The organism is Micromonospora humidisoli (assembly GCF_016900955.1).
GTDB lineage: Bacteria > Actinomycetota > Actinomycetes > Mycobacteriales > Micromonosporaceae > Micromonospora > Micromonospora wenchangensis.
This window is the reverse complement of record NZ_JAFEUO010000001.1, coordinates 329,896-354,721: the sequence shown is the minus strand read 5'-3', so window position 1 is coordinate 354,721 and position 24,826 is coordinate 329,896. Positions and strand designations below refer to the sequence as shown.

The 24,826-nt window shown below is 72.8% G+C and carries 18 protein-coding genes; 4 read left to right on the top strand and 14 right to left on the bottom strand.

Going from position 1 to position 24,826, the window contains the following annotated elements; genetic code table 11:
* Window positions 1–30 precede the first annotated feature (30 nt).
* Window positions 31–1,110, bottom strand: a complete 1,080-nt coding sequence (locus tag JQN84_RS01510) for a hypothetical protein (protein ID WP_204956605.1) — start codon at window positions 1,108–1,110, stop codon at window positions 31–33.
* A 120-nt stretch (window positions 1,111–1,230) separates the two neighbouring features.
* Here JQN84_RS01510 and JQN84_RS01505 point away from each other — a divergent pair, with 120 nt between their 5' ends.
* On the top strand, window positions 1,231–4,293 hold the full coding sequence (locus tag JQN84_RS01505; RefSeq protein ID WP_204956604.1) for a DEAD/DEAH box helicase: 3,063 nt from the start codon (window positions 1,231–1,233) through the stop codon (window positions 4,291–4,293).
* Between the two features lie 127 nt (window positions 4,294–4,420).
* Here the strand turns inward: JQN84_RS01505 and JQN84_RS01500 are convergent, their stop codons facing one another.
* From JQN84_RS01500 to JQN84_RS01480, 5 genes are all read right to left on the bottom strand, one after another.
* The gene (locus JQN84_RS01500) at window positions 4,421–5,425 is read right to left on the bottom strand and encodes a trypsin-like serine peptidase (RefSeq protein WP_204956603.1); all 1,005 of its coding nucleotides are present in this window, start codon (window positions 5,423–5,425) and stop codon (window positions 4,421–4,423) included.
* A gap of 95 nt (window positions 5,426–5,520) precedes the next feature.
* Entirely contained in the window at window positions 5,521–5,820 is a 300-nt protein-coding gene (locus tag JQN84_RS01495) for a helix-turn-helix domain-containing protein (RefSeq protein ID WP_204956602.1), read from the bottom strand.
* Window positions 5,821–6,015: 195 nt separating this feature from the next.
* Complete coding sequence (locus tag JQN84_RS01490) at window positions 6,016–10,317, bottom strand: PDDEXK-like endonuclease domain-containing protein (protein WP_204956601.1); 4,302 nt, start codon at window positions 10,315–10,317, stop codon at window positions 6,016–6,018.
* A 96-nt stretch (window positions 10,318–10,413) separates the two neighbouring features.
* Entirely contained in the window at window positions 10,414–11,574 is a 1,161-nt protein-coding gene (locus tag JQN84_RS01485) for a phosphotransferase family protein (RefSeq protein WP_204956600.1), read from the bottom strand.
* Window positions 11,575–11,628: 54 nt separating this feature from the next.
* Window positions 11,629–12,330 carry a TetR/AcrR family transcriptional regulator C-terminal domain-containing protein gene (locus JQN84_RS01480; RefSeq protein WP_281900231.1) on the bottom strand — a complete coding sequence of 234 codons (702 nt, stop codon included), beginning with the start codon at window positions 12,328–12,330 and terminating at the stop codon, window positions 11,629–11,631.
* 115 nt (window positions 12,331–12,445) lie between these two features.
* Here JQN84_RS01480 and JQN84_RS01475 point away from each other — a divergent pair, with 115 nt between their 5' ends.
* Window positions 12,446–12,664: a hypothetical protein gene (locus tag JQN84_RS01475; protein WP_239484622.1), complete on the top strand. Its 219-nt coding sequence runs from the start codon at window positions 12,446–12,448 to the stop codon at window positions 12,662–12,664.
* Between the two features lie 58 nt (window positions 12,665–12,722).
* Here JQN84_RS01475 and yidD read toward each other — a convergent pair whose 3' ends face one another.
* Window positions 12,723–13,109 (bottom strand): membrane protein insertion efficiency factor YidD, encoded by a 387-nt coding sequence (gene yidD, locus JQN84_RS01470; RefSeq protein WP_204956599.1) that lies wholly within the window; start codon window positions 13,107–13,109, stop codon window positions 12,723–12,725.
* A gap of 83 nt (window positions 13,110–13,192) precedes the next feature.
* Window positions 13,193–14,284, bottom strand: coding sequence for a hypothetical protein (locus JQN84_RS01465; protein ID WP_204956598.1), 1,092 nt, complete (start codon window positions 14,282–14,284; stop codon window positions 13,193–13,195).
* A gap of 243 nt (window positions 14,285–14,527) precedes the next feature.
* On the opposite strand from JQN84_RS01465, the gene JQN84_RS01460 reads away from it, so the two are divergent.
* Together JQN84_RS01460 and JQN84_RS01455 are read left to right on the top strand one after the other, a co-directional pair.
* A complete protein-coding gene (locus tag JQN84_RS01460; protein WP_307820946.1) occupies window positions 14,528–16,081 on the top strand; it encodes a gluconokinase in 1,554 nt (517 codons plus the stop codon).
* Between the two features lie 48 nt (window positions 16,082–16,129).
* Window positions 16,130–17,680, top strand: a complete 1,551-nt coding sequence (locus tag JQN84_RS01455) for a GntT/GntP/DsdX family permease (RefSeq protein WP_204957272.1) — start codon at window positions 16,130–16,132, stop codon at window positions 17,678–17,680.
* A gap of 35 nt (window positions 17,681–17,715) precedes the next feature.
* On the opposite strand, the gene JQN84_RS01450 is transcribed toward JQN84_RS01455, so the two are convergent.
* The 6 genes from JQN84_RS01450 to JQN84_RS01425 form a co-directional block, all read right to left on the bottom strand.
* Entirely contained in the window at window positions 17,716–18,492 is a 777-nt protein-coding gene (locus JQN84_RS01450) for a hypothetical protein (protein WP_204956597.1), read from the bottom strand.
* A 119-nt stretch (window positions 18,493–18,611) separates the two neighbouring features.
* Window positions 18,612–18,896, bottom strand: coding sequence for a putative quinol monooxygenase (locus JQN84_RS01445; protein ID WP_204956596.1), 285 nt, complete (start codon window positions 18,894–18,896; stop codon window positions 18,612–18,614).
* 62 nt (window positions 18,897–18,958) lie between these two features.
* Complete coding sequence (locus tag JQN84_RS01440) at window positions 18,959–19,717, bottom strand: MerR family transcriptional regulator (protein WP_204956595.1); 759 nt, start codon at window positions 19,715–19,717, stop codon at window positions 18,959–18,961.
* Window positions 19,718–19,837: 120 nt separating this feature from the next.
* Window positions 19,838–22,144, bottom strand: a complete 2,307-nt coding sequence (locus tag JQN84_RS01435; protein WP_281900272.1) for a putative bifunctional diguanylate cyclase/phosphodiesterase — start codon at window positions 22,142–22,144, stop codon at window positions 19,838–19,840.
* A gap of 83 nt (window positions 22,145–22,227) precedes the next feature.
* Window positions 22,228–23,724, bottom strand: coding sequence for a hypothetical protein (locus JQN84_RS01430; protein WP_204956594.1), 1,497 nt, complete (start codon window positions 23,722–23,724; stop codon window positions 22,228–22,230).
* Window positions 23,721–24,809, bottom strand: a complete 1,089-nt coding sequence (locus tag JQN84_RS01425; protein ID WP_204956593.1) for a hypothetical protein — start codon at window positions 24,807–24,809, stop codon at window positions 23,721–23,723. The genes JQN84_RS01430 and JQN84_RS01425 overlap by 4 nt, the downstream gene beginning before the upstream one ends.
* Between the last annotated feature and the right edge of the window lie 17 nt (window positions 24,810–24,826).

Sequence of the window (24,826 nt, the reverse complement as noted above, 5' to 3'; positions counted from 1 at the left end):
CGCATGAGAATGAGTCGTTAGCAAATCAAGCTATGCCTGCGCCTCGCGAACAAAAGGGTGAGCGGACGGAACGAAACCTTGATAGAGTTCCGGCCACCGTTGGAACGGTTCATTACCGAGCAACTCAAACGCCCTGCCGGTGCTCCAGAAATGGAGAATCACAGTAGAGAGATGGGAAGCAGTAATAGGGCGAGGACTTTGAAGCATCTCCCCGGCCAGCAATTCTTCGCTCAGGAAGCAGCGGCCCATACGATCGGGAGCACCAACCGAGATCAGAAGCCCGTCCGTCCCCGGCTCATCTTTTCGCGAAACATGAGCCTGAAGTCGCGCCCATTCGTCCGAAATGTCGTGATCGGATTGGAAGGCAAGCCCTAAATTCATTCCAGTCATAGCATAGAGCCCACTTGCAGGAGCCGATCCCATCAACGGCATAGCATAGAAGCTCACGTCGTCCACTGTCCTGACAATACTAGAAGTATCCAATACCAGCGGTGGTGCATCCCCTTCAAACAGGGATGACTGGCGATCTGGACGGAAGGCGACAAGCGCTTCAATTAGCCGATCATGGGCTGCACTGTCGTGGTCCCTGAAAGGAAGGCTAGCCACATCCTCGGCTGCACCAAACCACATGTAGACCTGAAAACCGGAAAGGTGCCCAACCCTGTGCCTTTGCTGTTGAGCCACCTCTGACGCGACCTTGAAGAATAGAGCCTGAGCCTGCCGCCTTTGGGATACCGTAAAAGCAGTAAGCTCCCATCCAAATCTGCCACCTCGGTGATGGGCAAGAAGATCCGGAGGATCGCCACCCTCCACGATCGCTTCATACAACTCTTCACCTGTCGCAATCTTGTGATCTGTGGCGAAGCGCTGCATATGCAGTAGCTCGTGTTCAAACTTTCCGATACGAGCAGTAGTGCGAATCCAAGCAAGCGGGCTTTCATACACGAGGGTCAGCTTCTCTGCACCTCGGATATCCGTCCCCTTGAAGCCCGCCACCAATGGACCGCCCCACGGGTCAGCGATGACAAATATGTCGCGTATTGTGGCTTCGGATTTCACTGCGAAGGGAAGGAACATCAGATAGTTCTTCGGTGCCGGCAACGTTGACATGATCGGACATCATTCCGAAGACCCTCGAAGTTGACAAGCCAGAATATTGATTTACGACTGTCGGAGCGTACAGCTCTGCTTGTCCGTACAACGAGCACAGGTCCGCTAACCTCCACCCTCATGAACGAGCCTGAGGTGGGCACCTACGAGCATCTGATCACTCGGCGACTCGCCACCCACCTCCACCACCTCGACCCGGCTCACATCCAGCACCATCCCCTGGACCCCGCCGATGCCCACCAGCCCCTCACCCGTCACCTCGCCGCCCTGATCAGCCGTGCCCTGCAAGCCGTTCCCAACGGCGATGACAAGCTCCGCCACCAGGTCGAGCTGACCAACCGGATCGCGGAGGCCATCGCCACGCTCAGCCCCGCCTCGACCGACCAGCACGACCAGATCGCCGACGCCAGAAACCTCCTGCACGCCATCGCCGCCCCACCCACGCCCCCGGCGCAGCCGACCTTCCCGCAGCGCCCCACCACCCCGCTCTCCACCGGCGCACTGCTGGTCAACGGCAAGCACCAGCCGCGCATCGGCCACGAGGTCAACCACGAGATGGCCTCGGCGCAGCACGTCGACCTGCTCTGCGCGTTCATCAAGTGGCACGGCCTGCGCATCGTCGAACCGGCGATTCGGGAGCTGATCCGGCGCGGGGGCACACTGCGGGTCATCACCACCACCTACCTGGGCGCGACCGACCAACGCGCCCTCGACCGGCTCGCCGAGCTCGGGGCCGACATCAAGGTCTCCTACGAGACCAGGACCACCCGACTACACGCCAAGGCGTGGCTGTTCCGCCGCCGCCACGGGCTGACCACCGCGTACGTCGGGTCGAGCAACCTGTCGAAAGCCGCGCTGGTCGATGGGGTGGAGTGGAACGTCCGGATCTCGAACGTCGAGCAGCCGCACGTCATCGACACGTTCACCGCCACGTTCGAGGACTACTGGAACGACCCGGCGTTCGAGACCTACGACCCGGGTAGGGACGCCGACCGGTTGCGGCGGGCGTTGAGCGGGGAACGCCGCCCCGACGAACCGACGCAGATCGCCAACCTGGACGTGCGGCCGTACCCGTACCAGGCGGAGATCCTGGCCGACCTGGACGCCGAGCGGCAGGTGCACGGCCGGCACCGCAACCTGGTGGTGATGGCGACCGGCACCGGCAAGACGGTGGTGGCGGCGCTGGACTACCGGCGGCTACACAGAAACAGGACCGTCGACTCGTTGCTGTTCGTCGCCCACCAGGAGCAGATCCTCCGGCAGAGCCTGTCGACGTTCCGGCAGGTCATGGGGGACGGCAGCTTCGGCGAGACCCTGGTGGCCGGCCAGGTGCCGACGCACTGGACGCACGTCTTCGCCTCCGTCCAGTCGCTGCACCGGCGGGAGATCGACCCGCAGGCGTACGACATGGTGATCGTCGACGAGTTCCACCACGCGGAAGCGCCGACGTACGCCCGGTTGTTGGCGCGGCTTGCTCCGCGCGTACTGCTGGGGCTCACCGCGACGCCCGACCGGGCCGACGGCGGCGACGTGCGGCGGTGGTTCGACGGCCGCGCGGCCGTGGAGCTGCACCTGTGGGACGCGTTGGAGCGGCAACTGCTCGCGCCGTTCCAATACTTCGGGGTGCACGACGACACGGATCTGTCGCACCTGCGCTGGCGGCGCGGCCAGGGGTACGACCTGGCGGATCTCGACGACGTCTACACCGGTGACGACGCACGGGCGCGAATCATCCTCCGGGCCGTTCGGGACACCGTGGACACCGATCGGATGCGGGCGCTCGGGTTCTGCGTGGGCATCGGGCACGCCGAGTTCATGGCGGACTGGTTCACCAGGCACGGCGTACCGTCGGCGGCGGTGACCTCGCGGGTCGACCGGGCGGAGCGCGACCGGCTGCTGCGGGAGTTCCGGGCCGGGACGCTGCGGGTGCTGTTCACCGTCGACCTGTTCAACGAGGGTGTCGACCTGCCGATGGTCGACACGATTCTGATGCTGCGGCCCACCGAGAGCGCCACCATCTTCCTCCAGCAGTTGGGCCGTGGGCTGCGCCTCGACGACGACAAGCCGTGCCTGACCGTGCTCGACTTCATCGGCGGGCAGCACGCCAACTTCCGGTTCGACCTGCGGTGGCGGGCGCTGACCGGGGTCAGCCGCCGAGCCGTCAGAGCCGCCGTCGAGCAGGACTTCCCGTCGTTACCCAGCGGCTGCCACGTGCAGCTCGACCGGGTCGCCAAGGAGATCGTGCTCGACAACCTGCGCACCGCGCTGCCCACGTCCAAGAAGGGCCTGGTGGCCGAGCTGCGGCAGCTCGGTGACGTGAGCCTCGCCGAATTCCTGCGGGAGACCGGCCTGGAGATCGAGGACGTCTACCGGTCGGCGTCGGCCGGCGGATGGACCGGGCTGCGGCGGCTCGCCGGCCTCGACACCTCCGCACCCGGCCCGGCCGACCGCGAGTTGGGCCGGGCCATCGGCCGGATGCTGCACCTGGACGACGTTGACCGGCTCGACCTGCTGGCCCGGGTCGCCGCCGGTTCACCGCCGCCTGCCGGCCGGCTGTGGCACATGCTGCACTTCGACCTGTGGGGGCCGCAGGTGCCGCTGACCGCCCGGGAGGAACGGCTCAAGTGGCTGTGGGCGGAGCCGGCCCGCTGCGCCGAGTTGCGTCAGGTCGCCGAGGTGCTGCGGGAGCGCATCCACCGGGTCACCGCGCCGGTCGGCGTGCTGCGGGTGCACGCCCGGTACAGCCGCAACGAGGCGTGCGCGGCGTTCGGCATGACCAACCCCGGATCGTTGCGGGAAGGGGTGAAGTGGTTGGAGGCTGAACAGGCGGACCTGTTCTTCGTCACCCTGGTCAAGTCGGAGCAGCACTACTCCCCCACCACGATGTACGCCGACCGGGCGATCACCGAGCGGCTGTTCCAGTGGGAGTCGCAGAGCACCACCTCGGAGTCGTCCCCTACCGGTCAGCGGTACGTCCACCACGCGGCACGGGGTTCGACGGTGCACCTGTTCGTGCGGGAGACCCGGGTGCCGGATCGGGACCTCGGCGCACCGGCCTACCTGTACGCCGGCCCGATGACCTACCGGCAGCACAGCGGGGAACGGCCGATGCGGATCGTCTGGGAGTTGGCGACCCCGCTGCCCGCCGACCTGTACGCGGCGGCCCGCACCATCGCCGCCTGAGGGGCGATGACAGCAATTCTGGTGGCGGAGGACCCATGGATGGTCTACCTCGTACGGCAGGGGGAGCGTCGTCGGCACCGGGCGCCCACACCCGTGGCGAGGTGGGCTGCCCGGTACCCAGCCCGAATCAGCTGTGTTGCGCCCGCTCGAAGAGTGGGCGGGTGATCGCCGTGCTGAACTGCGGCCCCACCAGGTAACGCTTCCCCGGAATGTAGCCGTGGGAGTTGTCGCCGACGACGGTGCCGAGCCCGGTGTGCCGGTCGAAGTTCGTGAGTCGCGGGCCGCCGCTGGAGCCGCCGCCCATCACGCATGCGGTGCCCCACTGGCCTGGCGGCTCCGGCCAGTCCTCGGTCGACTGCTGCTCCACCGCCCGGCCGGCGCAGTAGGCGAGTCGCTCACCGGTGTATTCCGGCAGCCCCTCGCGGGCCTCGTCGGAACTGGCCCGGGGGTAGCCGAACTGGTGCACCACCCGCGCGCCCGGCACGTCGTAGCCGATCCGCTGGGCGACGCCGACCGCGTCCTGCACCCGGCGTCCGTCGCTGTTCGGGTGGAGCACCACGAACGCCTGGTCGTACGAGTCGTACAGGCTCTCGATCTGGTCGTTGAGCAGCCACGTCGACGGGGCCACCGACAGCCGGGCGACGAACCTGCCGTACGGCGCCCGGCCGTCGGTGTAGCCGGGGACGAACAGCACGTTGGCCGACCATTGGTTGTCCTCACCGATGAGGTCGGTGTTGTTGACGCAGTGCGCGGCGGTCACCACCGTGCTGCGGTTGGCGCTGTCCAGCACCGTCGCCGTGCAGCTGGCGTCCTCGCCGTGGTCGGTGAAGAAGAGCCTGCCGACGGTACGCGACACGGCGTCCGCCCGGGTCCATGGTGCGCCGTCCGGCTTTGCCACGGGCGGCACCTGCGCCGACGGGGTCTTCAGAGCCGCTATCCGCTGCGGCGTCCAGTACGCCAGCACTGCCTGCCGCTCGGCGGCGGTGACGGCGACGGCGTGGGTGGCGACCGTTCCGGGAGCGGCGGTGGCGGGCTGCTGAGCGAGCCCGGTCAGAGTCGTCGTCACGAGCGCGGTGACCGCTCCCGCGACGCCCACGCGACGACGCAGGCCGGGGGTTGGCTTCGATGTCATGACGGGGAACGTACGGCCGGATTGTCAGGAAATCGTTGGCGCGCCTTTCCCGGATCGGTCTCGACTCAACGTGCTCCGGTGCGAGGGGTCGGCGCTCAGGCCGCCTCGGTGTTCGGCGTGAACCTGACATCGAGCCGCATGTCGAGGGCGCCGGCCAGCCGCTCCAGGACAGGCAGAGTGGGTATCGTCCCGCCAGCCTCGAACCGCGCCACGGCGGACTGCGTCATCCCGGCGGCTCGCGCCAACTGACTCTGGCTCCAGCCGCCGCGCTCGCGCAGGTGCCGAACCTCCTGGCCCAGCTCGAAAGCGATCCTGGTCGCCTCATACGCCTCGACCGCTCCAGGCTCAGCCAGTCGACGGTCGCGCAGATCGTTCCAGTCGACGCGATCACTCATCGTTCTGCCCCCTCGTTCACGATGTGCCGCTCCGCCATGCACCGCTCAAGCGTCCGGCGAGCCCGCAGGATCTCCCGGCCATAGCATTGATGCTATAAACCGAGGTAAATCACACGCCGTCAGCGACGACCGCGTGTCGCGTGACGTGTCCCGCTCGACGTGACTGCGGGGAGGGGCGTCAGCCGGAAGCGGTCGTCAGAACGAGGACGCCTCCGCGGTCCGGCTCCCTCCGATGCCCAACTCCTCGATGAGCTGCCACAGCGGCGTCAACGCCGCCTCCGGGTCCCGGCTGAACACGCTGCCCCGGATCCGGACGAACACGCAGTTGCCGACCCGTTCCAGCACCGCCTGCCGGCGCATGTCACTCTCCCACTGCTCCGGCCCGTGGTAGGCGTCCCCGTCGCACTCGATCGCCAGCCGCCGCCCGTCCGGCGCGGGCAGCACGAAGTCGATCCGGTACGAGCCGATCCGGAACTGCGGCAACGGCCGCAAGCCCCGGCGCAGCATCCGCCGCAGCACCTCGCGTTCGAAGTCGCTGTCGCAGCGCCGCTCCAGGTCGACGTAGGACTCCTCGGCGGTGGTGACGTTCTGGCAGTAGCGCAGCAGCAGCCCTCGGGCGTCGTCGGGGCGCAGGTCGTCGGGCTGCACCGAGTGGAACACCCAGAGCTGGTCGCGGGCCCGGGAGGCGGCGACGTTGACCCGACGGTGGTGGTCGCGTTTGGTGAACGCGGCGACCGGCCCCTGGTGCGGGGAGACGACCGTCGACACCAGCACCACGTCGCGTTCGTCGCCCTGGAAGGTGTAGGAGTCGCCGACGCGCAGCCGACGGCGTTCCATCTCCTCCGCGCCGATCTCCTCGCGCAGCCGGGCCAGCAGGTAGAGGGCCTGCCCGCTGGTGCTGAGCAGGCTGACCACGCCGACGCTGCGGCCCGCGTACGCCGGATCGGCGACGATCGCGGCGACCCGGCCGACAAGAGCTTCGGCCTCGGCGACGTTGACGTTGCCGTAGCCGGGCAGGTCCTGGCGGACGCCCTCGGGCACGTGCACGGCGACGACCGGGTCACCGATGCCGGCGGGCCGGTCGGTGCGCAACGGTTCGATCTCGCCGCCGTAGTAGGTGTCGCTGGAGAACCCGATGATCGCCGGCACCGACCGGAAGTGCTCGGTGAGCAGGATGCGCTCGGGCGAGCGGCGGACCGCGTGGTCGTAGAGGCTGCTCTCCGGGTCGAAGTGCTCGGCCGACGGCACGTCCACCAGATGTGAGTTGATCAGGCCGGTGACGCTGCCGACGAAGGAGAGCTGCGGCCCGATCTGCTGGTCGTCGCCGACCACGACGGCCCGTTCGGCGAGGGTGAGGACGGGCAGGGCGAACAGGTCGGCCTGCGACGCCTCGTCGACGATGACCACGTCGAAGCGCGCGCCCCCGGCGAACTGTTCGATGGCCCGGTCGACGGACATCACCCACACCGGGACGGCGTCCACGGCGGCGGTCATCGCCTTCTGGGCGTGGCCCTGCCACTGGGCGGCGTTCTTCCCCGTCCCCTTGCCGATCTTGCGCAGGGCGGTGGTCCAGTCGGCGAGGGCGGCCCGCCGCCGGTCGTCCAGCGCCAGCGACACCTCCAGCCAGGCGGACGCGACCACGAGTTCCCGGGTGAGCTGGCGGATGCGTTCCCGGGTGCGGTCGGCGCGCCGGCCCAGAGCCACCGGGTCGACGCTGCCGACGACCTGGTCGAACCAGGTCTGCGCGCGCCGCCACCGCCACCGGTCGAGGCAGTCCGCGCCGGTGCCGTGCAGGGCGACGGCGGTGCCGTCCTCGAACTGGGTGGTCCAGTCCGGGGCGACGGGCCGCAGCCGGCCGGTGAGCGTGGCGAAGCGTTGCGCCTCGGGGCGCAGGGCGGCGAGCCGGCGCACCTCGTCGAGCAGGGCGTCCCAGCCGTCGAGGTCGCCCTGGTAGGCGTGGTCGAGCAGCCGCCACAGGTCGCTGGCCTCCACCCCGGACATGCCGCGCTGGAGCAGCGCGTCGAGCCGGTGCTCCTCGGCCACCAACTCGTCATGGACGAACACCGCCGTGGCCCGGCCGAGCAGGGCGATCAGCGCCGTCAGCCGGCGTACGTCGACGGTGTGTTCGGCGCGCGGCAGCACCCGGCGGACGGTGCGCAGCAGCGTCGGCCAGCGCCGCCGGTCCCAGTCCAGCGCGGTGGCGGCGGCGGTGAGCAGCTGGCCGGTCCAGTATTCCGGCTCGTCGCCGACCTCGGCGGGCAGGCCGAGCGGCGCGCGCCACTGCGCCCACCGGGTGGCCAGCGCCTGCCGCAGCCGACGCCGGGTCACGTACGCGACGACGACGTCGACGTCCTCGGCGCTGCGCAGCACCTCGCCGTCGATCCGGCAGTCGGTGGCGATCCGGGCCAGGGTGCCCTGGAAGAGCTTGTTGACGCCCTTGCCGGCGGCGAAGCGTTGCCGCAGCTCGTCGAGCAGCGCCAGCAGTCGGCGCGGCTCGGTCAGGTGGAGCTCGGCGACGGCGACCTCATGCCCGGCGACGACCCGGGCGGCGGCGGCCAGGTCGGCCAGCGCCTGCTGGCTGGCGGCCACGTGGTCCTCCCACCGGATCCGCCAGTTCGCGTCGGCCTGCAACAGCGCGCCGAGCCGGTCGGTCCACGCGCCCTCCCGCTCGGTGAGCAGGGTCGCCGCCTCCCGGAGCTGCCCGCCCAGCTCCTCCAGGGCGGGCTGCCCGACGGCGCGTACCTCGGCGATCAGCACCCCGGCGTCGGCGAGCCGGTCCAGTTCGTGCCGGGTCGCGGCCAGCTCCCGGCGGTCGTCCCGGATCGCCTCGGCGGTCGGCAGGTCGGCCACCGTCGGCAGCTCCCGCAACGCCTGCGCGCGGTCGGCTCGCCGGGTACGCCTGGCGATGTCGAGCAGGTCGCTGAACTCCTCCCCGGTCAGCGGGGCGGCCAGGTCGGGGGCGAGCGGGTCGGGGATGTCGCCGTAGCGGTCGGCCCGCTCGCGCAGCCACGCGCCGACGTCGCCGGGGGACAGCCGGATGCCGTCGATCTCGTACCTGGCGGATTCGTGTTCGGCGAGCGCGCGCAGGCCGGCCAGGGCGAGCCCGAGGTCCCGTTCGGCCTCCTCCAGTTGCCGGCGCAGCCGGTCGACCCGCTGCTGTTCGGCGCGACGGTCCAGGGTGGCGCCCCGGTCGGAGAGTTCCCGGGCGGCGAGCTGGAGCTGCACCAGCTGGTCGGCGGAGCGGCCGAGCACGGCCAGGCAGAGCGGCTGGATCTCCGCCGGCAGGCCGTCGCGCAGCACCCGCAGCGGGTCCTCCTTCTGCGCGACGACGAGCACCCGTTTGCCGTGCGCCATCAGGTGGCAGATCAGGTTGCGGATGGTGTGCGTCTTGCCGGTGCCGGGCGGCCCCTGCACGGCGACGTTGCGGTGCTGGGCGAGCCGGCGGGCGATGGACTCCTGCGCCTCGTTGGTGGGCAGCGGCATGAGCAGCCGCTCCCCCAGCGGCTGCCACCGCTGCGGCTCGTCGTGCGGCATCTCCAGCCGGCTCGGCTCGTGGGCGAGGATCGCGGCGAGCGCGCCGATGCCGGTGGTGTCGCCGGCGAGCAGCCGGGCCCGCAGCTCCTCCAGGAAACGGCGCAGCATCCGCTGCCGGGGTCGGACGAACAGCACCCCGGTGTCGTGCACGTACCCGCCGGTGGGGGCGGGGGCGTCGGCGTCGCGCAGCACCGGGTCGTGGCCGAGGCGGCGCAGCGCCCGTTCGAAGAACTCCCGCCTGTCGAACTCCGCCCAGACGTCGAGGTCGAGCTGCCCGCCGGACCCGGCCAGGGCCAGCAGTTGCCGCAGGTACCGTTCGTCGAGGCCGGTCAGCGGGTCGGTCTGCAACCGGGCCGGCCCCTGCGGCACCACCCGTACGACCGACCGGTCCGGGTCGTACTCGACGGCGACCGGGGTCACCACCAGCGGATACCGCACCTGGTGGCCGGCGACCTCGGTGTGGATGACGCCGTGACCCCAGACGAGTTCGTGGCTGGCGGCGGTCATGTCGACCCGGTGCATCAGGTCGAACAGGGCGCGGTGCAGTCGGCGTACCCGGTCGGTGCGGGCGGCCTGCTCGGCCCAGGGCCGCCAGTCCTGCTCCCGCCACTGCTCGAAGCGGGGCCGCAGCCGCGCGATGGTCTCCTCGTCGCCGGTCAGCCTCGGCTCGGCCGGGTAGGGCGGGGTGTCGGCGAGGTGCGCGACGAACTCGACGGGGGTCTTCAGCCGTCGGGGGGTCGCCGGTAGGCCGACCTGGAGCCAGCTCACCCCGTCGGCCGAGACGCCCACCTGGCAGTCCGGGTGCTCGGGCAGGTCGTGCTGCCAGAACACGTCCGCTGTGGGCACCGCGCGGGCCGGCTTCTCCAGTTGGGCACGCACGGCCATCAGGTAGTCGACCAGCGCGGTGGTGCGCTCCAGGATCAGCGCGGGCGATTCGATGTCGGACGTGGCGCGGGAGAGCATGCGGCACCTTTGCTGGCTGTGGCGGTCCCCGGCACCCTACCGGCGAATTCCTCCCGGACGGGACCTCCGGTCGGCATTCTTCACCCACGGCGGCGGTCAGCCGGTTTCGGCGTCCGCCCTCGCCAGGTTCTCCGGCAGGTCCTCGGCGTGGTAGACCCGTTCGGACGGCTCGATGCCGGCGAGGAACATCGCGTACACCGCCGCCATCCGCAGCCACGCCACCGGCCGCAGCAGCGCCACCGCCCATTCCGGCCGGCAGCCCGGCACGTCGGCCCGCCAGCGTGCGCACCAGTCGGCGACGAGGGCGGCGGCCGGTCCGGCGGGCAGTTGCTCGGTCAGCCGGAGGATGTCGAAGGCCGGGTGGCCGACGAACGCGTCGCCCCAGTCGATGATGGTGTGTCGGTGCCCGTCGGCGCGGACGTTGCCGGGGTGCAGGTCGCCGTGCACGAGGGTGTCGGGCAGCCCGCACCGGGTCACCTCGTCGAGCCGCGTCTCGACGTCGGCGAGCTGCTCGTGCGCCCGGTGCGGGGCGAGGGTCGCGCGCAGCCACCGGGCCAGGGCTGCGCCGCGCAGGTCCGGCACCCCGGCGGCGACGAGCCGGTCGGCGGCGGGCAGCGTGCGGACCTGGAGGGCGTGGTGCCGGGCGGCGATCGCGGCGCGTTCGGCGGGGTCGGCGCCGTAGCGGTCCTCCCCCGGCACGTGGTCGAGCAGCATCCGCCCCTCGTCGTCGGCGGCGAGCAGCCCCGGGGTGTCCGGGTCGTCGGCCAGCAGCCGCAGCACCGCCGCCTCGTGCCGGAAGAACACCGGAACCTGTTTGAGCCAGGCGGTGCCGTGCGGCCCGTCGAGCCGCCAGACCGCCGACAGGTTCCAGGTGCGCTCCTGGGTCGACACGGTGGCCGGCCGGCCCAGCCGGTCGAGCTGCGTGGCGGCCCACGCCAGGCTCGCCGCCGGCCCGCCCGGCTGCGCGTACGGCGCGCGCAGCGGATGCGCCGCCGGCTGCGCCACCTGCGCCGGCAGCAGCGGTACGCGGACCGGGCCGGACACCTCCGCCAGGTAGCTGACGTGGCCCCCGGGTGGCCGGCCGCGCCGCCCGACGAGCAGCCGCAGCACGGTCACCTCGACGCCGTACGCGGCGCGGGCCCCGGCGACGACCGCCGCCGCGTCCTGCCACCAGGGCACCGGCACGTCGAAGTCGGGTAGCGCGCCGAGCGGGCGGCCGGTGGCGTCGACCAGGACGAGGCGGACGGTACGGACCATGGCCGGACGGTAACGAGCCGCCCGGCGGGCGCGCGAGCCGAATACCGGCGGCGGTCAGCTCAGCTGCGCGGTGGCGAGGATGGCGTCGAGACCCCGGACGAAGAGGTCGTCATCGCTCCACCGGCCGTCGTCGAGGTGACCGGAGGCGGTGAGGGTGGGGTAGGCGGCGGCGTTGGCCTCAAGGTGCCGGCGGGCTTCGGCGCGGGCCTCGGGGTCGTCGGTCTGCCGCCAGGTGGCTTCGGTGAGGGCCGCGCCGATCACGTAGTTGGCTACCAACCGGGTCACCACGGCCAAGTGTCGGCCGGTGAGCCCGGCGCGGACCAGCGCGGCCTGGAGGAACTCCGTGCGGGCGAGGACGTGCGGGCCGAGCATGGGGCGGCCGATCAGGCTCGGCGCCCAGGGATGGCGGAGCATGGCCGCCCGCCATCCGCAGGTCAGCGTGCGGACGTCGGCGCGCCAGTCGGGGCCGGCGGCCGGTAGCGGCACCTCGCCGAAGATGTGGTCGACGGCCAGGTCGAGGACGTCGTCCCGGGTCGCGACGTGCCAGTAGAGAGCGGTGGGGGTGACGGCGAGGCGTTCGGCCAGCCGGCGCATGGTCAGCCCGTCGACGCCGGTGCGGTCGAGCAGGTCGACGGCCGCCGTCACGATCCGGTCCCGGGTCAGCGGGGTGGCCCGGCGGTTGCGGGCCGGCTCCGACCGTAGCCAGATCGGGGCGGCCCGGCCATCCGGTCGTCCAGTGAATTCGGTCGCGTCCACCCGCAGCAGCCTAGTACCGCGCACAGTTAACTTAACGCTGTTAGATTAAGGTTCGCCGGTCGTGTCCCCGGTGGACGGTGTTACTCGCGGAAGGGCGGTGGCGACCGTGCCGCTGATGCGCATACAACTCGACAGCGACAGACACACCGCGCGCCGGGTGGTGGAACTGCACCGGGCCGGGAAGGTGCACCGCGAATCCCGGGACGCCGCCCGCGACGAGGTGTGGCGGCGGGGGCGCACCCCTGCCGCGGAACCCATGTTCGTCGGCACCACCAACGGCGAGCCCGTCCGCCTCATCTACGACGTCGAGGTCTACCGGGACGTCGTCGCGTAGGCCCCGCCGGAGCCGCGGCCGGACACTGCGTCGCGTTCGTGCGGGCCCGCCAGCAGCGTCAGCGGACCGGGTCGTGGGTGCCCCGCGGGACGCCCGGCCGGCACCGGCGCAGCCGCTGCGCCGCCATCCGGCCACCCACGGCCAGGCCGTGCCGCTCGACGGCGGCCAGCCCGTACGCGCTGCACGTCGGGGTGTAGCGGCACTGGCCCGGCCAGCGGTGCGACAACCACCGCCGGTAGCCGAGGATCGCCGCCCGGCCCGCCCGGTCCACCACCGACGCCCGGCTCACCCGGGCAGTGGTCGCGCCGAGGGTCAACAGGAAGGAGAACAGGCCGAAGTCACAGCAGGGCAGCCCGTCACAGCCGTCGCAGCCGTCGCAGTCGGCGTCACACCAGTCACGCTTCTTCTTGCGCTGCTTACGCTTGAAATGGATCACGCCGTACATGATGCGACGGCCCCGCCAGCCCCGCCGTCGGGGCCGGAAGGCCGAGGTAGCGGTACCGGCCCCCCACCAGCGAGCCCCAGGGCTCAGCGGTGCACGGTGCGGCGGACGCCGTCGTGGCCGGCGCAGGGCTTCGGCCGGCCACCGGTCAGGCTGACCGCGCCGTCGCGGCACAGCACCAGGTAGCCACGCCCGGCCCAGAACTGCGGCACGCAGTCGAACCAGTCGCAGACCCGGTGGTCGGGTTTCCGGACGGGTTCGCCGCCGCAGTAGTCGTACCCCATAGGGTTGGCCGGGGCCCCGCAGCGCCGCTCCCGCACCACGGACGGCGACGGCTGCGGCGGCCCGGTACGCGGCCGGGTCACGCCCGGAGCGGGCGCGGCGGTGGCCGCCGCCGCCACCTCGGGGGTGACCGGCGGATCGGACCCGGCCAGCACCACCGGCACCACCAGGGTCAGCGCGGCGGCTACCGCGACGGTCCGCCGACCGCCGGGGACCCGGGCGCTGAACCGGGCCTGCGCGGGAGTGGCGATCGCCGGCCGGAACGGCGCACTCTCGGCATGGGTGGCGATCAACTCGTCGAGCTGGGCGAGGACGGCCGGCCGCTGCTCGATGGCGTCGGCGAAAGCCAGGGTCAGCACGAACCGGAACTCGGCCGCCGCGCCCGGCGGCAACAGCACGCCGGAGGTCTGCCGCCGGTCCAGGACCTGGATCAGGGTGACCGGGGCCGCCGGGTCGTGCAGCAGCCCGGTCATCCTCCCGTACGCCCACTCGCGCCGGCCCCGCCCGCCGACCAGGACCAGCCGACGGTTGGTGACCACCGCGATTCCAGCGTCGGTGGCCCGGACCCCGTCGGGCAGCCGGTGGCGCAACGGCCCCGACGCCGCCTCGACGACCAGGTCGGGGGCGGGCAGCACGGCGGTGTGCCGGACCTCGACCAGCTGCACGCCGGGCATCGTCCAGAGCACCGCCTCGCCGGGGCTCAACGCCAACGGCAGGCCGGCCCCGGCAGCCGCGGTGCCCCGCAGACCGACGGCGAGGGCACGCAGCCGACGCAGTTCGTCGTCGCGACGTCGCCAGGCCCGCTCGACGGTGCGGTAGACCCGCCGCCGTCGTTCGTTCTGCTGCCGTGCCCAGGTGTAGCGCCAGGTGGAACCCGTCGAATCAGTCATCGCCACGCCGACCCCTCCGCCGTGCGAGCCACCAACCGGGGTGTTCACCCGGCTCAACGGCAGGAACAAGACCGGCGGACCCGGCATTAGGGATTTACCACCCGATCGGGGGATGGAAATCTGTCGGACCACGACGAACCGCACGCCGGCTCACCTTCCGGTTCTCCGCCGTGCGGGGCGCTGCCAACGTCGGTAACGTCAGCCGCAGCCGGGCCGCGACGCCCGCACCGCCGATGCGAGGGGGGACCCGTGACCGGTCCGGACCACCGCCGCCGCGTGGTGCTCGGCGTCGACATCGGCACCACCAGCACCAAGACCGTGGCGTACGACACCGACGGCCACCAACTCGCCAGCCACTCCGTCGGCTACCCGCTCGACGAGCCGCACCCCGGCTACGCCGAGCAGGACCCCCGGCTCATCTTCGACGCGGTGGTGGAGACCATCCGCACCGTCGTCACCGAACTGGGCGACGGCATCGCCGGCCTGTCGTTCAGCACCGCGATGCACAGCCTGATCGGCCTCGACCCGGACGGCGAGCCGCTCACCCCGTCGGTGACCTGGGCCGACTCCCGGGCCAGCAGCCAGGCCGAACGGCTGCGCGCCGCGCCCTGGGGGCTGGCCCTGCACCGACGCACCGGCACCCCCGTGCACCCGATGGCCCCACTGCCGAAACTCCTCTGGTACGCCGAGCAGGAACCGACGCTGCACGCCCGGGTCGCCCACTGGGTCGGCATCAAGGACTACGTGCTGCTGCGGCTGACCGACACGCTGGTCACCGACCACTCGGTCGCCTCGGCCACCGGCCTGATGGACATCCACCAGCTCGCCTGGGACCCCCAGGCGCTCCGCGTCGCCCAGATCACCGGGGAGCAGCTTCCCCGGCTCGTCCCCACCACCACCGTCCTGCCGGGGCTGACCGCCCGCGCCGCCATCGCCACCGGCCTGCCCGCCGACACCCCGGTCGTGGTCGGCGCGGGCGACGGCCCGCTGGCCAACCTGGGCCTCGGCGCGGTACGCCCCGGCGTCGTCGCCTGCTCCATCGGCACCTCCGGGGCGATGCGGGTGGCCGTCGAACGTCCCGCCGTCGACCCGCTCGGCGGGGTGTTCTGCTATGCCCTCACCGAGGACCGGTGGGTCGTCGGCGGGGCGATCAACAACGGCGGGATCGTGCTCCAGTGGGCCGGTGACACCCTCGCCCCCGAGTTCGGCGAGCACGGCGAGGAGGAACTGCTCGCGCTGGCCGCCACCGCACCGGTCGGCTCCGGCGGGCTGATCATGCTGCCGTACCTGCTCAGCGAGCGGGCCCCGCACTGGAGCGCGCTGCCGCGCGGGGCGTACGTCGGGCTGACCCACGGGCACCGCCGCGAGCATCTCGTCCGGGCCGCACTGGAGGGGGTCTGCCAGCAGCTCGCCCTGGTCCTGGCGTCGGTCCGGGCGGCCGGCAACGAGGTCCGTGAGGTACGCGCCAGCGGCGGCTTCGCCCGTAGCCCACTGTGGCGGCAGATGCTCGCCGACGCGCTCGACATGCCGGTGCGGTTCCCCGCCGGCCACGAGGGCTCCAGCTTCGGCGCGGCGCTGCTCGGCATGCAGGCGCTCGGGCTGATCGACTCCGTCGACGTCGCCGCCGACCTGGTCCGCATCGACGAGACGGTACGCCCCGAGCCGGCCTCCGCCGCCACCTACGCCGCCCTGCTCCCCCTGCACGCCGAGCTGTACGACGCGCTGGTGCCCACCTTCGCGTCGCTGCGCCGGCTGGCCCCCAGCCTGCCGGCGGAGCCACCACCCACCCCCGCACCCATGTGACCGCCCGCCCCACGTCGGGCCGGACCCCGTCCGAAGGTCGTGATCGCCGTGCTCACCCTCCTCGCCGCACCTGCGGAACCGGCCACCAGCGCCGGTGACGCCCAGCTCGTCGTGGCCGCCCTGCTGGGCATCGCCGCGGTCGTCCTGCTCATCGCCTGGGGCAAGGTGCACCCCTTCCTGGCGTTGATCCTCGGCGCGGCGGTGCTCGGCGTGGTCGCCGCCATGGCCCCCGACACGATGATCGAGTCGTTCAGCGCCGGGGTCGGCTCCACGGTCGGCGGGGTGGGTCTGCTGATCGCCCTCGGCGCGATGATCGGCGGGCTGCTCGCCGAGTCGGGCGGGGCGGACGGCATCGTCAACCGGGTCGTCGGGCGGGTCTCCGGCACCGCCCTGCCCTGGGCCATGGCCGGGGTCGCCGCACTGATCGGCCTACCGCTGTTCTTCGAGGTCGGCGTGGTGCTGCTGGTGCCGATCGTGCTGCTGGTCTCGCTGCGCACCGACGTACCGCTGATGAAGATCGGTATCCCGGCGCTGGCCGGCCTGTCGGTGCTGCACGGCCTCGTCCCGCCACACCCCGGCCCGCTGGTGGCGATCTCCTCCCTCGACGCCGACCTGGGGCTCACCCTCGGGCTGGGCCTGATCATCGCCATCCCCACCGTGATCGTCGCCGGCCCGGTGTTCGGCAACTTCATTGCGCGCTACGTGCCGGCCACCGCCCCGGCCGCGCTGCTGCCCACCCGGCAACCGGCCACCACCGGCGGTGGCCGGCGCGGGCCGGGCAGCCCCGCCGTCGGCCGCGGGTCGGACGGCCGGGACACCGGGCGGGGACCGGCCGGCGACGACGACCTGCTCACCGACGACGACCTGGTCAACCCGGGCTCCGGCCGGCCGGGCGCACCGGTCGACGACAGCGGCACCGAGACGGCCCGGCGTACCCCCAGGTTCTGGCCGGCGGTGCTCACCGTGTTGCTGCCGGTGGTGCTGATGCTGCTGCGCGCGGTCGGCGAACTGACCCTGACCGAGGGCACCGTCGCCCGGCAGGCCCTCGACATCGCCGGGGCGCCGATCGTGGCGCTGCTGGCCGGGGTGATCGTCGCCATGTTCACCCTCGGCTACCAGGCCGGGTTCAGCCGCAGCCAGGTCTCCTCGGTGCTCGGCGGCTCGCTGCCGCCGATCGCCGGCATCCTGCTCATCGTCGCCGCCGGCGGCGGCTTCAAGCAGGTGCTGGTGGACGCCGGGGTGGGCGACCTGGTCGCCGACGCGGCCAAGGACGCCAACCTCTCCCCGCTGCTGCTGGGCTGGCTGGTCGCCGTGGGCATCCGGGTCGCCACCGGCTCGGCGACGGTCGCCACGATCACCGCTGCCGGCATCGTCGCCCCGTTGGCGGCCACCCTGGACCGTCCCGAGGTGGCGCTGCTGGCCCTGGCCGTCGGCTGCGGTTCGCTGTTCTTCTCGCACGTCAACGATGCCGGCTTCTGGCTGGTCAAGGAGTATTTCGGGCTGACCGTGGGGCAGACGATCAAGAGCTGGTCGGTACTGGAGACGATCATCTCGGTGGTCGGCTTCGCCGGCGTACTCCTCCTCGACCTGCTCCTGTAGGTCCCCGCGCCAGTGCCGGCCGGGGTCGGGCGGGGTCAGGCGCCGGGGATGTTGCGGGGCGGGTCCTCGCCGATCAGGCCGGCCTCCGGCTGGTCCGCCGACACGGGCAGGCCGAAGTCCGCGTAGGTCAGGTCGAGCGCCGAGGTCTTGCCCGGCTCGCCGGACAACTCGATCCGGTAGCGGACCAGCCGCCCCTGCGCGTCCACCGTCGCAGTGAACGGCACCGTGGCGGCCCGCTCGCCGAGCACCCCACCCACCCCCTCGCCGAGCACCTCGGTGCTGCGCCGCAGGTCCAGGGTCCCGGCGTAGGCCCGTTCGCCGGTGGCGCGTACCTCGGTGGCCGCGCCGAGCGTGCTGGCCAGCCGGGTGTTGTCCAGCCCGGTCCGCTTCCCGGCGGCCGCCTCGACGGTGCCCAGGTGCCACCAGGTACGCCCGTCCCAGACCGGCACCCGCCGGTCCGGGGCGGTCACCTTCACGTAGACGTCGGTGCCGGTGACGAGCCGCTCGATGACCACCTTGCCGTTGGCCACGGCCAACGTCGTCGTCTCCCGCCCGCGCCGCCCCCTCGGGTCCCAGACCAGGGTGGTGGTGTCCCCGCCGCTCGCGCCGTCGCCCAGGGTCAACCGGTAGGACTGCTGGTCGATCCGCTGCGCGGCGGTGGCCAGTACGGCGGCCGGCTCGGTCGGGGCCGCTGCGGTCGTGGACCCGGCGGTCGGTGTCGGTCCCGCACCGCTGTCGTCCGAGGTGCAGCCGGCCGCCGTCACCAGCGCGACGAGGGCGGCCGTGGCGGCGGCCAGCTTCGGGTGCTTCACGGCGGTCTCCCCGGGGTGGCGCGCCCGCCGGCCGAGCCGATCGACGCTGGTGACAGAGCGGTCGCGCCAGCCTAGCCCGGCACCCGGCCACCGACCGGGCACCCCCGATCAGGGGCCGGTCAGGGGGCCTCGACTGCGGAGATGCGGTAGCGGTGCACCTCCGCGCCACGGATCGCCGCGACCTGCTCCTGCTCCGGGCCGGACCCCCGGAACGCCAGCAGCTCGTCGTCGGACTCCCAGCGTTCGTAGACGTTGATCCGGCCCGGCTCGACCAGGTCGGCGCCGATGGCGAAGTCGACGCAGCCGGGCGCCGAGCGGGCCTGCCGGACCACCTCCACGCAGGAGGCCAGGTAGGTGTCCCGCTCGGCGGGGTCGACGTAGAGACTTCCGGCGACGATGAACACGGACGACCTCCGGTGGGTGGGCGGGACGAACCCCCATCCTCACCCACCGCAGGCGGCACCGCTCAGGCCCGGCTGATCGCGTTGGCGTGGATCGCCTCGGCCAGGTACTCCGCCAGCCCCGGCGCGATCGCCTCGTAGTAGGCGGTGAACCGGGGATCGGCCAGGTACATGTCGGCCAGCCCGGTGTGCACCTCGTACGAGCAGTCGTAGAACCAGCGGACGATGAGCTGCCGGTGCTCCTCGGCCAGCGCCATCACCTCCGCCGAGTCGGCGGGCGTCCCGGCGGTCAGCGCCGCCACGATCTGCCGGCCCCAGTCCTCCTGCTCCGCCTTGATGCGCAGCCAGTCCTCCTTCGAGTAGTTCGCCGCCCGCTGGGTCGACACCCGGTACGCCTCGGTGTCGCCCCAGCGCTGCCGCGCCTCCTCGGCGTGCTCCTCCGGATCGACGTCGCCGAAGACCTCGAACCGTTCCTCCGGGGTCAGGTTGATCTCCATCCGTCTCGCCTCCATCGCGATCTCGATCGCGGCGACCATCTCCTGGAGCTTCCCGATCCGCCCGCTCAACAGCTCGTGCTGCCGGCGCAGGTGCGCCGCCGGGTCGGCATCCGGGTCGTCGAGGATCACCGCGATCTCCTCCAGCGGAAACCCCAGCTCCCGGTAGAAGCGGATGTGCTGCAACCGCTCCAGGTCCGCGTCGTCGTAGCGGCGGTAGCCGGCCGGCGTCCGGCCGCTCGGCGAGAGCAGCCCGATATCGTCGTAGTGGTGCAGCGTCCGGACCGTCACCCGGGCCGCCTTCGCCACCTGACCCACCGTGTACGCCATGGTTTCCTCCCTTCCGACACCAAGGCTCCGGCCTGCCGCGACGTGAGGGTCAAGCCCGATTCTGCGCCGGTGGACCGGGCCGGGCCGGCACGCCTGGCGGATCGGCGGCCGGGCGGGGCGTCAGCGGGGGGCGGCGAGGGCGTGCAGGGCGGACAGGCCGCCCGGCCGGCCGTACCGGTAGCCCTGGCCGTGGACGCAGCCGATCGCGGTGACCGCCGCGTGCTGCCCCTCGGTCTCCACCCCCTCGGCCACCACCGCCAGGTCGAACGCCCCGGCCAGCCGGGTGACCATCTCCACCGTGGCGTACGCCCGCGCGTCGGTGTCCAGCCGGGCCACGAACGACCTGTCGATCTTGAGTTCGGTGGCGGGGATGCGGTGCAGGTAGCTCAACGACGAGTAGCCGGTGCCGAAGTCGTCGATGGCGATGCGGATGCCCAGCTCACGAAGCTGGGCGAGCCGTTCCAGCACCGCCTCGCTGCCGTCGATGAGCGCCGACTCGGTCAGCTCCAGGGTGAGCGCGCGGGGGGCCAGGCCGGCCGAGGCGGTGGCCGCCGTGACGGTGGCGATCAGGTCGGGGCGGCGCAGGTGCGCGGCGGCGATGTTGACCGCCACGGTCGCCTCGGGCACCCGGGCCCGCCAGGTCGCGGCGGCCCGGCACGCCTCGTGGATCACCCACCTGTCGATCGGCACGATCAGCCCGGTCTCCTCGGCCAGCGGCAGGAACGCCGCCGGGGCGAGCAGGCCGAGCCGGGGGTGCCGCCAGCGCACCAGCGCCTCGGCGCTGCGGACCGCGCCGGTGGCGAGGTCGACGATGGGTTGGTACTCCAGGTGCAGTTGCCGCTCGTCGACGGCCCGTCGCAGGTCGGCGATCAGCTCGGCCCGGCTCACCGCCGACTCCCGCAGCGCGGGTGTGCAGGTGCGGTACGCGGACTTCCCGGCCGCCTTCGCCGCGTACATCGCGATGTCGGCGTCGCGCAGCAGGTCGGTGTGGGAGGCGTGCTGCGGGCCGAACTCGGCGATGCCGATGCTGGCCGACGGATGGACGCCGCCGTCCTCCTCGCCCGGGGACGGTTGCAGGGCGGCGAGCAGCCGCTCGGCGAGCCGTTCCGGCACGACCGTCCGGTCCCCGTCGACAAGCACCGCGAACTCGTCCCCGCCGAGCCGGGCCACCGTGCCGTCGCCGCCGACGGCCGCACGCATCCGCAGCGCGATGCTGGTCAGCAGGGTGTCCCCGGTGGCGTGCCCGAACCGGTCATTGACCTGCTTGAATCCATCCAGGTCGAGGAGCAGCACGGCCACCGGCGGCCCCCCGCGCAGCGCCTGGCGCAGCTGCCGGTTGAACATCAGCCGGTTCGGCAGACCGGTGAGCTGGTCGGCGTAGGCGAGCCGACGCAGCCGGGCCACCAGCCGCAGGTTCTCGTTGGCGGCCAGCCCCTGCCGCAGGGCGAGCACCCCGAGCAGCGCCATCATGCCCACGAAGACCAGCGGCGGGGTCTGCCCGGTGGGGCGTCGGGCCAGCACCACCGCGATGATCGCCCCGCCGACCGGCAGGTACGGCAGCGCCACCCGCCACCAGGACGGCAGCGGGGACTCGCCGATCTCCTCGGCCCCGTCGCAGGTCGGCGGCGGTGGCCGGGTGGTGGCGATGCCGATCAGCAGGTAGCTCAACGGCCAGCACACGTCGATCGGGTGCCCGGGGGTGTAGCTGCCGTGCGCGACCAGCGAGACGTAGACCGCGTCCGCGCCGGCCCGGGTGACCAGGCCCGCCCCGATCAGGGTCAGCGGCGGCCACACCGAGCGGGCCGGGCCGGCCACCGCCACCAGGATGGTCAGTTGCATCAGGTCGATCATCGGGTAGAGCAGGCCGAGGGTCCGCAGCGGATCGTCGAGGTCGGCGGCGGCGACGTCGCGGAACACCACCACCCACCCGATCGGGATCAGGGCCAGCCCGACGATCACCCCGTCCAGCACGGTGCGGGCCCGACCTACCGCGCTGCGCGGCGCGGTCAGCGCGGCCAGCAGTGCGGCCGTGCCGGTGACGATGCCGGCGGTGAAGACCGCCCCGATCAGCGGGGTGTGCGGCAACTCGTCGGCACGCAGCCGGTCCACCGTCCACAGCAGCCGGCCGGCGGCGGCCAGCCCCATGGTGAGCGCGAGCAGCGCCCAGAACCGGCGTAGCGGGGCGGGATGCCGGCGCATCGTACGGACGCAGGCGTAGCTGGCCCAGCCCGCCACGGCGGTGGCGGTGACGTCACTGACCAGGGCCGCCTCGGGCAGCGCGGCGAGCAGCCAGATCAACTCCAGCACGACGGCCACCGCGGCGACGACCGCACCCACCCGGGGAAGGGTCAGCGGTCGGGTCGGCGCGCCGGAGACGGCGTCCTGGGGTAGCACGGTGATCGCTCCGGCTCTCTCTCCAACGCGCACCTCGACCGTGCGGACGGGCCACGGACGGCGAACCATCGAAGCCTAGCCAGCCGGACGGGTCACCGCCACACTCACCGGGTCGGCTATCCGACCACTGAGGACACCACCTCGGGTGGGTCGTAGGTGGGTGGCCCCCCGTGCGTCCACGGCGTCTCCTCGGCCGTGGGGAACGTCCCGGCGGGCAGGTACGCCTCCGACAGGGTGGTCAGACACAGCCGCTCCCCCACCTGCGGCACGCTGCCCGGCGGCGCGGTCAGCCCCCGGCCCATCCCGCCCGACAGCTCCAACACCACCTCGGTCCGGCCGTCCGCCGCCGGGGTCACGAAGACCACCTTGGCCTTCTGGGCGGGCCGCGCCGTCGACCACAGCGTCGCCCCGACCGGCATCCGCACCGGCTCGGTGGTCACCACCTGGATCCTCGGCCGCAGCACCGGCCGCTTGCCGCTGTCGTCCACCCGCCCCGGATCGGCCAGGGTGACGTCGGCGACGAACGCCTCCCCGGCCAGCCGGTGCTCGGCCATCACCAGCGGGTCGTCGTAGGCGCGCTGCACGGCGTAGCTGGTGGCGGCGCGTTCCAGCCGGTTCAGCCGGACCGCCGCCGCGACCGCGCCGTCGTGCCGGGGCTGCGGCCCGCCGTCGGCGTCGAGGTGCTCGGCGTACGACGTGAAGGCGTCCCGGTCGCCCGCCCAGCGGCCCGCCACCCGCGCCCCGGGTGGCAGCCCGTCGAGCAACCCCAGGCCGCGCCACATCAGCTCCCAGGTGGGCGCGAGCTGCCCGCGCAGCAACCGCACCAGCTCCGCGTACGCCTCGTCGCGCGCGACCGGGTCGTCGTCGGCAGCCGCCCACGCGGCCATCGCCGGGGCGAGCGCCGTGTTGTCGAACTCCGGGTCGGTGGCCGGGCCGGCCGGCGGGCATACCGTCGGGTCCTCGGCCCGCGCGGCGGCCACGACACCCGTCGAGCCGGCCGGTGGGTCGATCCAGCCGAGCAGCGCCGGCAGGTGCTGGTCCTCCACCGCGCTCTGCCCGGTCGCCCAGTGCAGGGTGAGCGCGTCGGTCATCGCCAGCAGCGCCGACGAGCCGGGCTGCTCGGCCCGTTCGGCGAAGAAGGTCAGCCAGCGGCCGAGCAGCGGCACAGCCGGGTGCACCGGGTGTTCGCCGTCCGGGCGACGGAACCGGGTCGAGCGGCCGAGCAGCCGCAGGAAGGTGATCCCGGCCGGGTTCGGCACCCACAGCTGCGGGGCGTCGACGTACCGGTAGCGCACGTCGCGGCCCCGGTCCACGGCCACCGCCTCCGAGACGCCCCGGAAGCCGTCCAGCCAGGGCAGCACGGTCGCGGCCAGCTCGGTGACGAAGCGGAACCGCTGGTCCCGGTTGCGGGGCTGCGGCACGATCAGCAGCCTGACGTCGTCGGGGGCGGTGCCGACCAGCACGGCGAGCGGGGCGTGCGCCTCACCGGCCATCGCCAGCGGCACCAGCACCAGCGGGCGCTGCGCCAGGTGCAGGTGCCGGACGGTGGCGACCGGCTGGGCCACCCCGGCGGCGAGCGCCTGCGCCTTCGCCAACGCGCGCAGCGTACTCATGCCGGGTGGCCGGCGAGGGCGTCGGCGCGCAGCCGGGCGGCGGCCCGCAGCAGCGCGGCGGCCTCCTCCCGCTCCGGGTCGGCGGCCCGCTCGCCGGTCGCCAGGGCCAGCACCTCGGACACCTCGGCGATGCCGCCGAGGGCCTCGCGCACCGGCCGGCCCAACGCCCCGGTCTGCCCGCGCGCCTCGTCCCGGCAGAAGTACGCCAGCTCGCAGCCGGCCAGGCAGTCCGGCGCGTAGCGCGCCGGCACGGTACGCAACGCGGCGGTCAGCGTCACCGGGTCGACGCCCGGGTCGACGGTGAACCCGGCCGGCACGGTGGTGAGCAGGTCGTCCAGCCGGGCCATCCGGTCCAGTTGGCGACGTAGCACCAGCAGTTGCTTGCGGACGTCGATCAGGCTGGCCACCGGCTGGTTGGCGAAGTCACGCGGGCAGACCAGCACCACCTCGTGCGACACCGACTCCGGGTCCCGCCCGGCGGCGGCGAGCAGGTCGCGCAGCGCCAGCACGTAGACGGCCGACTGGACGGCGGCGGCGGACACCTTCGCCGGGTCGGCCTGGCCGTCGATCACCGGGAACGACTTGATCTCCACCACGTGGAACCGGCCGCCGAGCCGGGCGGCGACCAGGTCCGGTTCCAGGTGCACCCGGTGGCCGGCGACGTCCAGGCCGAGCAGCGGATGGTCGAACAGCGCCGCGTCCGGCCCGGCGGCGGTCAGCGCGGCCCGCGAGCGTTCCCGGCGGTCCGGCAGGTCGTCCGCGCCGCCCAGGTCCGTCCAGCTCGCCCGCTGTGGCACCGGTACGCCCAACCGCTGCGCGACCAGCCGCAGCAGCTCCATCCCGCCGTCCGCTTTGACCTGCGCCTCGAACGCGTTGCCCCGGGTGATCGCGAACCGGGACTGGCCGAACCGGGCCGGGAAGCCGACCCGCTGGGCGAGCGCCGTCTTGTCCACCCCGGCCCCGTCCAGCACGGCCCGCCGGGCACAGCCGGGGTTGCCGGTGAGCGCGGCGATCGTCCGGGCGTTGTGGCGTTTCGGGGGCACGTCGCCCCGGATCGCGGCCAGGCGTTGTGCGGTGCTCGTCACGACAGGCCACGATAGCC

Excerpts from the sequence above, each read along its gene's own strand:
- JQN84_RS01510 (WP_204956605.1), bottom strand. The coding sequence starts at position 1,110 with ATGTCAACGTTGCCGGCACCGAAGAACTATCTGATGTTCCTTCCCTTC.
- JQN84_RS01495 (WP_204956602.1), bottom strand. The coding sequence starts at position 5,820 with ATGAGTGATCGCGTCGACTGGAACGATCTGCGCGACCGTCGACTGGCT.
- JQN84_RS01500 (WP_204956603.1), bottom strand. The coding sequence starts at position 5,425 with ATGACATCGAAGCCAACCCCCGGCCTGCGTCGTCGCGTGGGCGTCGCG.
- JQN84_RS01505 (WP_204956604.1), top strand. The coding sequence starts at position 1,231 with ATGAACGAGCCTGAGGTGGGCACCTACGAGCATCTGATCACTCGGCGA.
- JQN84_RS01430 (WP_204956594.1), bottom strand. The coding sequence starts at position 23,724 with ATGAGTACGCTGCGCGCGTTGGCGAAGGCGCAGGCGCTCGCCGCCGGG.
- yidD (WP_204956599.1), bottom strand. The coding sequence starts at position 13,109 with ATGTACGGCGTGATCCATTTCAAGCGTAAGCAGCGCAAGAAGAAGCGT.
- JQN84_RS01490 (WP_204956601.1), bottom strand. The coding sequence starts at position 10,317 with ATGCTCTCCCGCGCCACGTCCGACATCGAATCGCCCGCGCTGATCCTG.
- JQN84_RS01440 (WP_204956595.1), bottom strand. The coding sequence starts at position 19,717 with ATGGCGTACACGGTGGGTCAGGTGGCGAAGGCGGCCCGGGTGACGGTC.
- JQN84_RS01475 (WP_239484622.1), top strand. The coding sequence starts at position 12,446 with ATGCGCATACAACTCGACAGCGACAGACACACCGCGCGCCGGGTGGTG.
- JQN84_RS01485 (WP_204956600.1), bottom strand. The coding sequence starts at position 11,574 with ATGGTCCGTACCGTCCGCCTCGTCCTGGTCGACGCCACCGGCCGCCCG.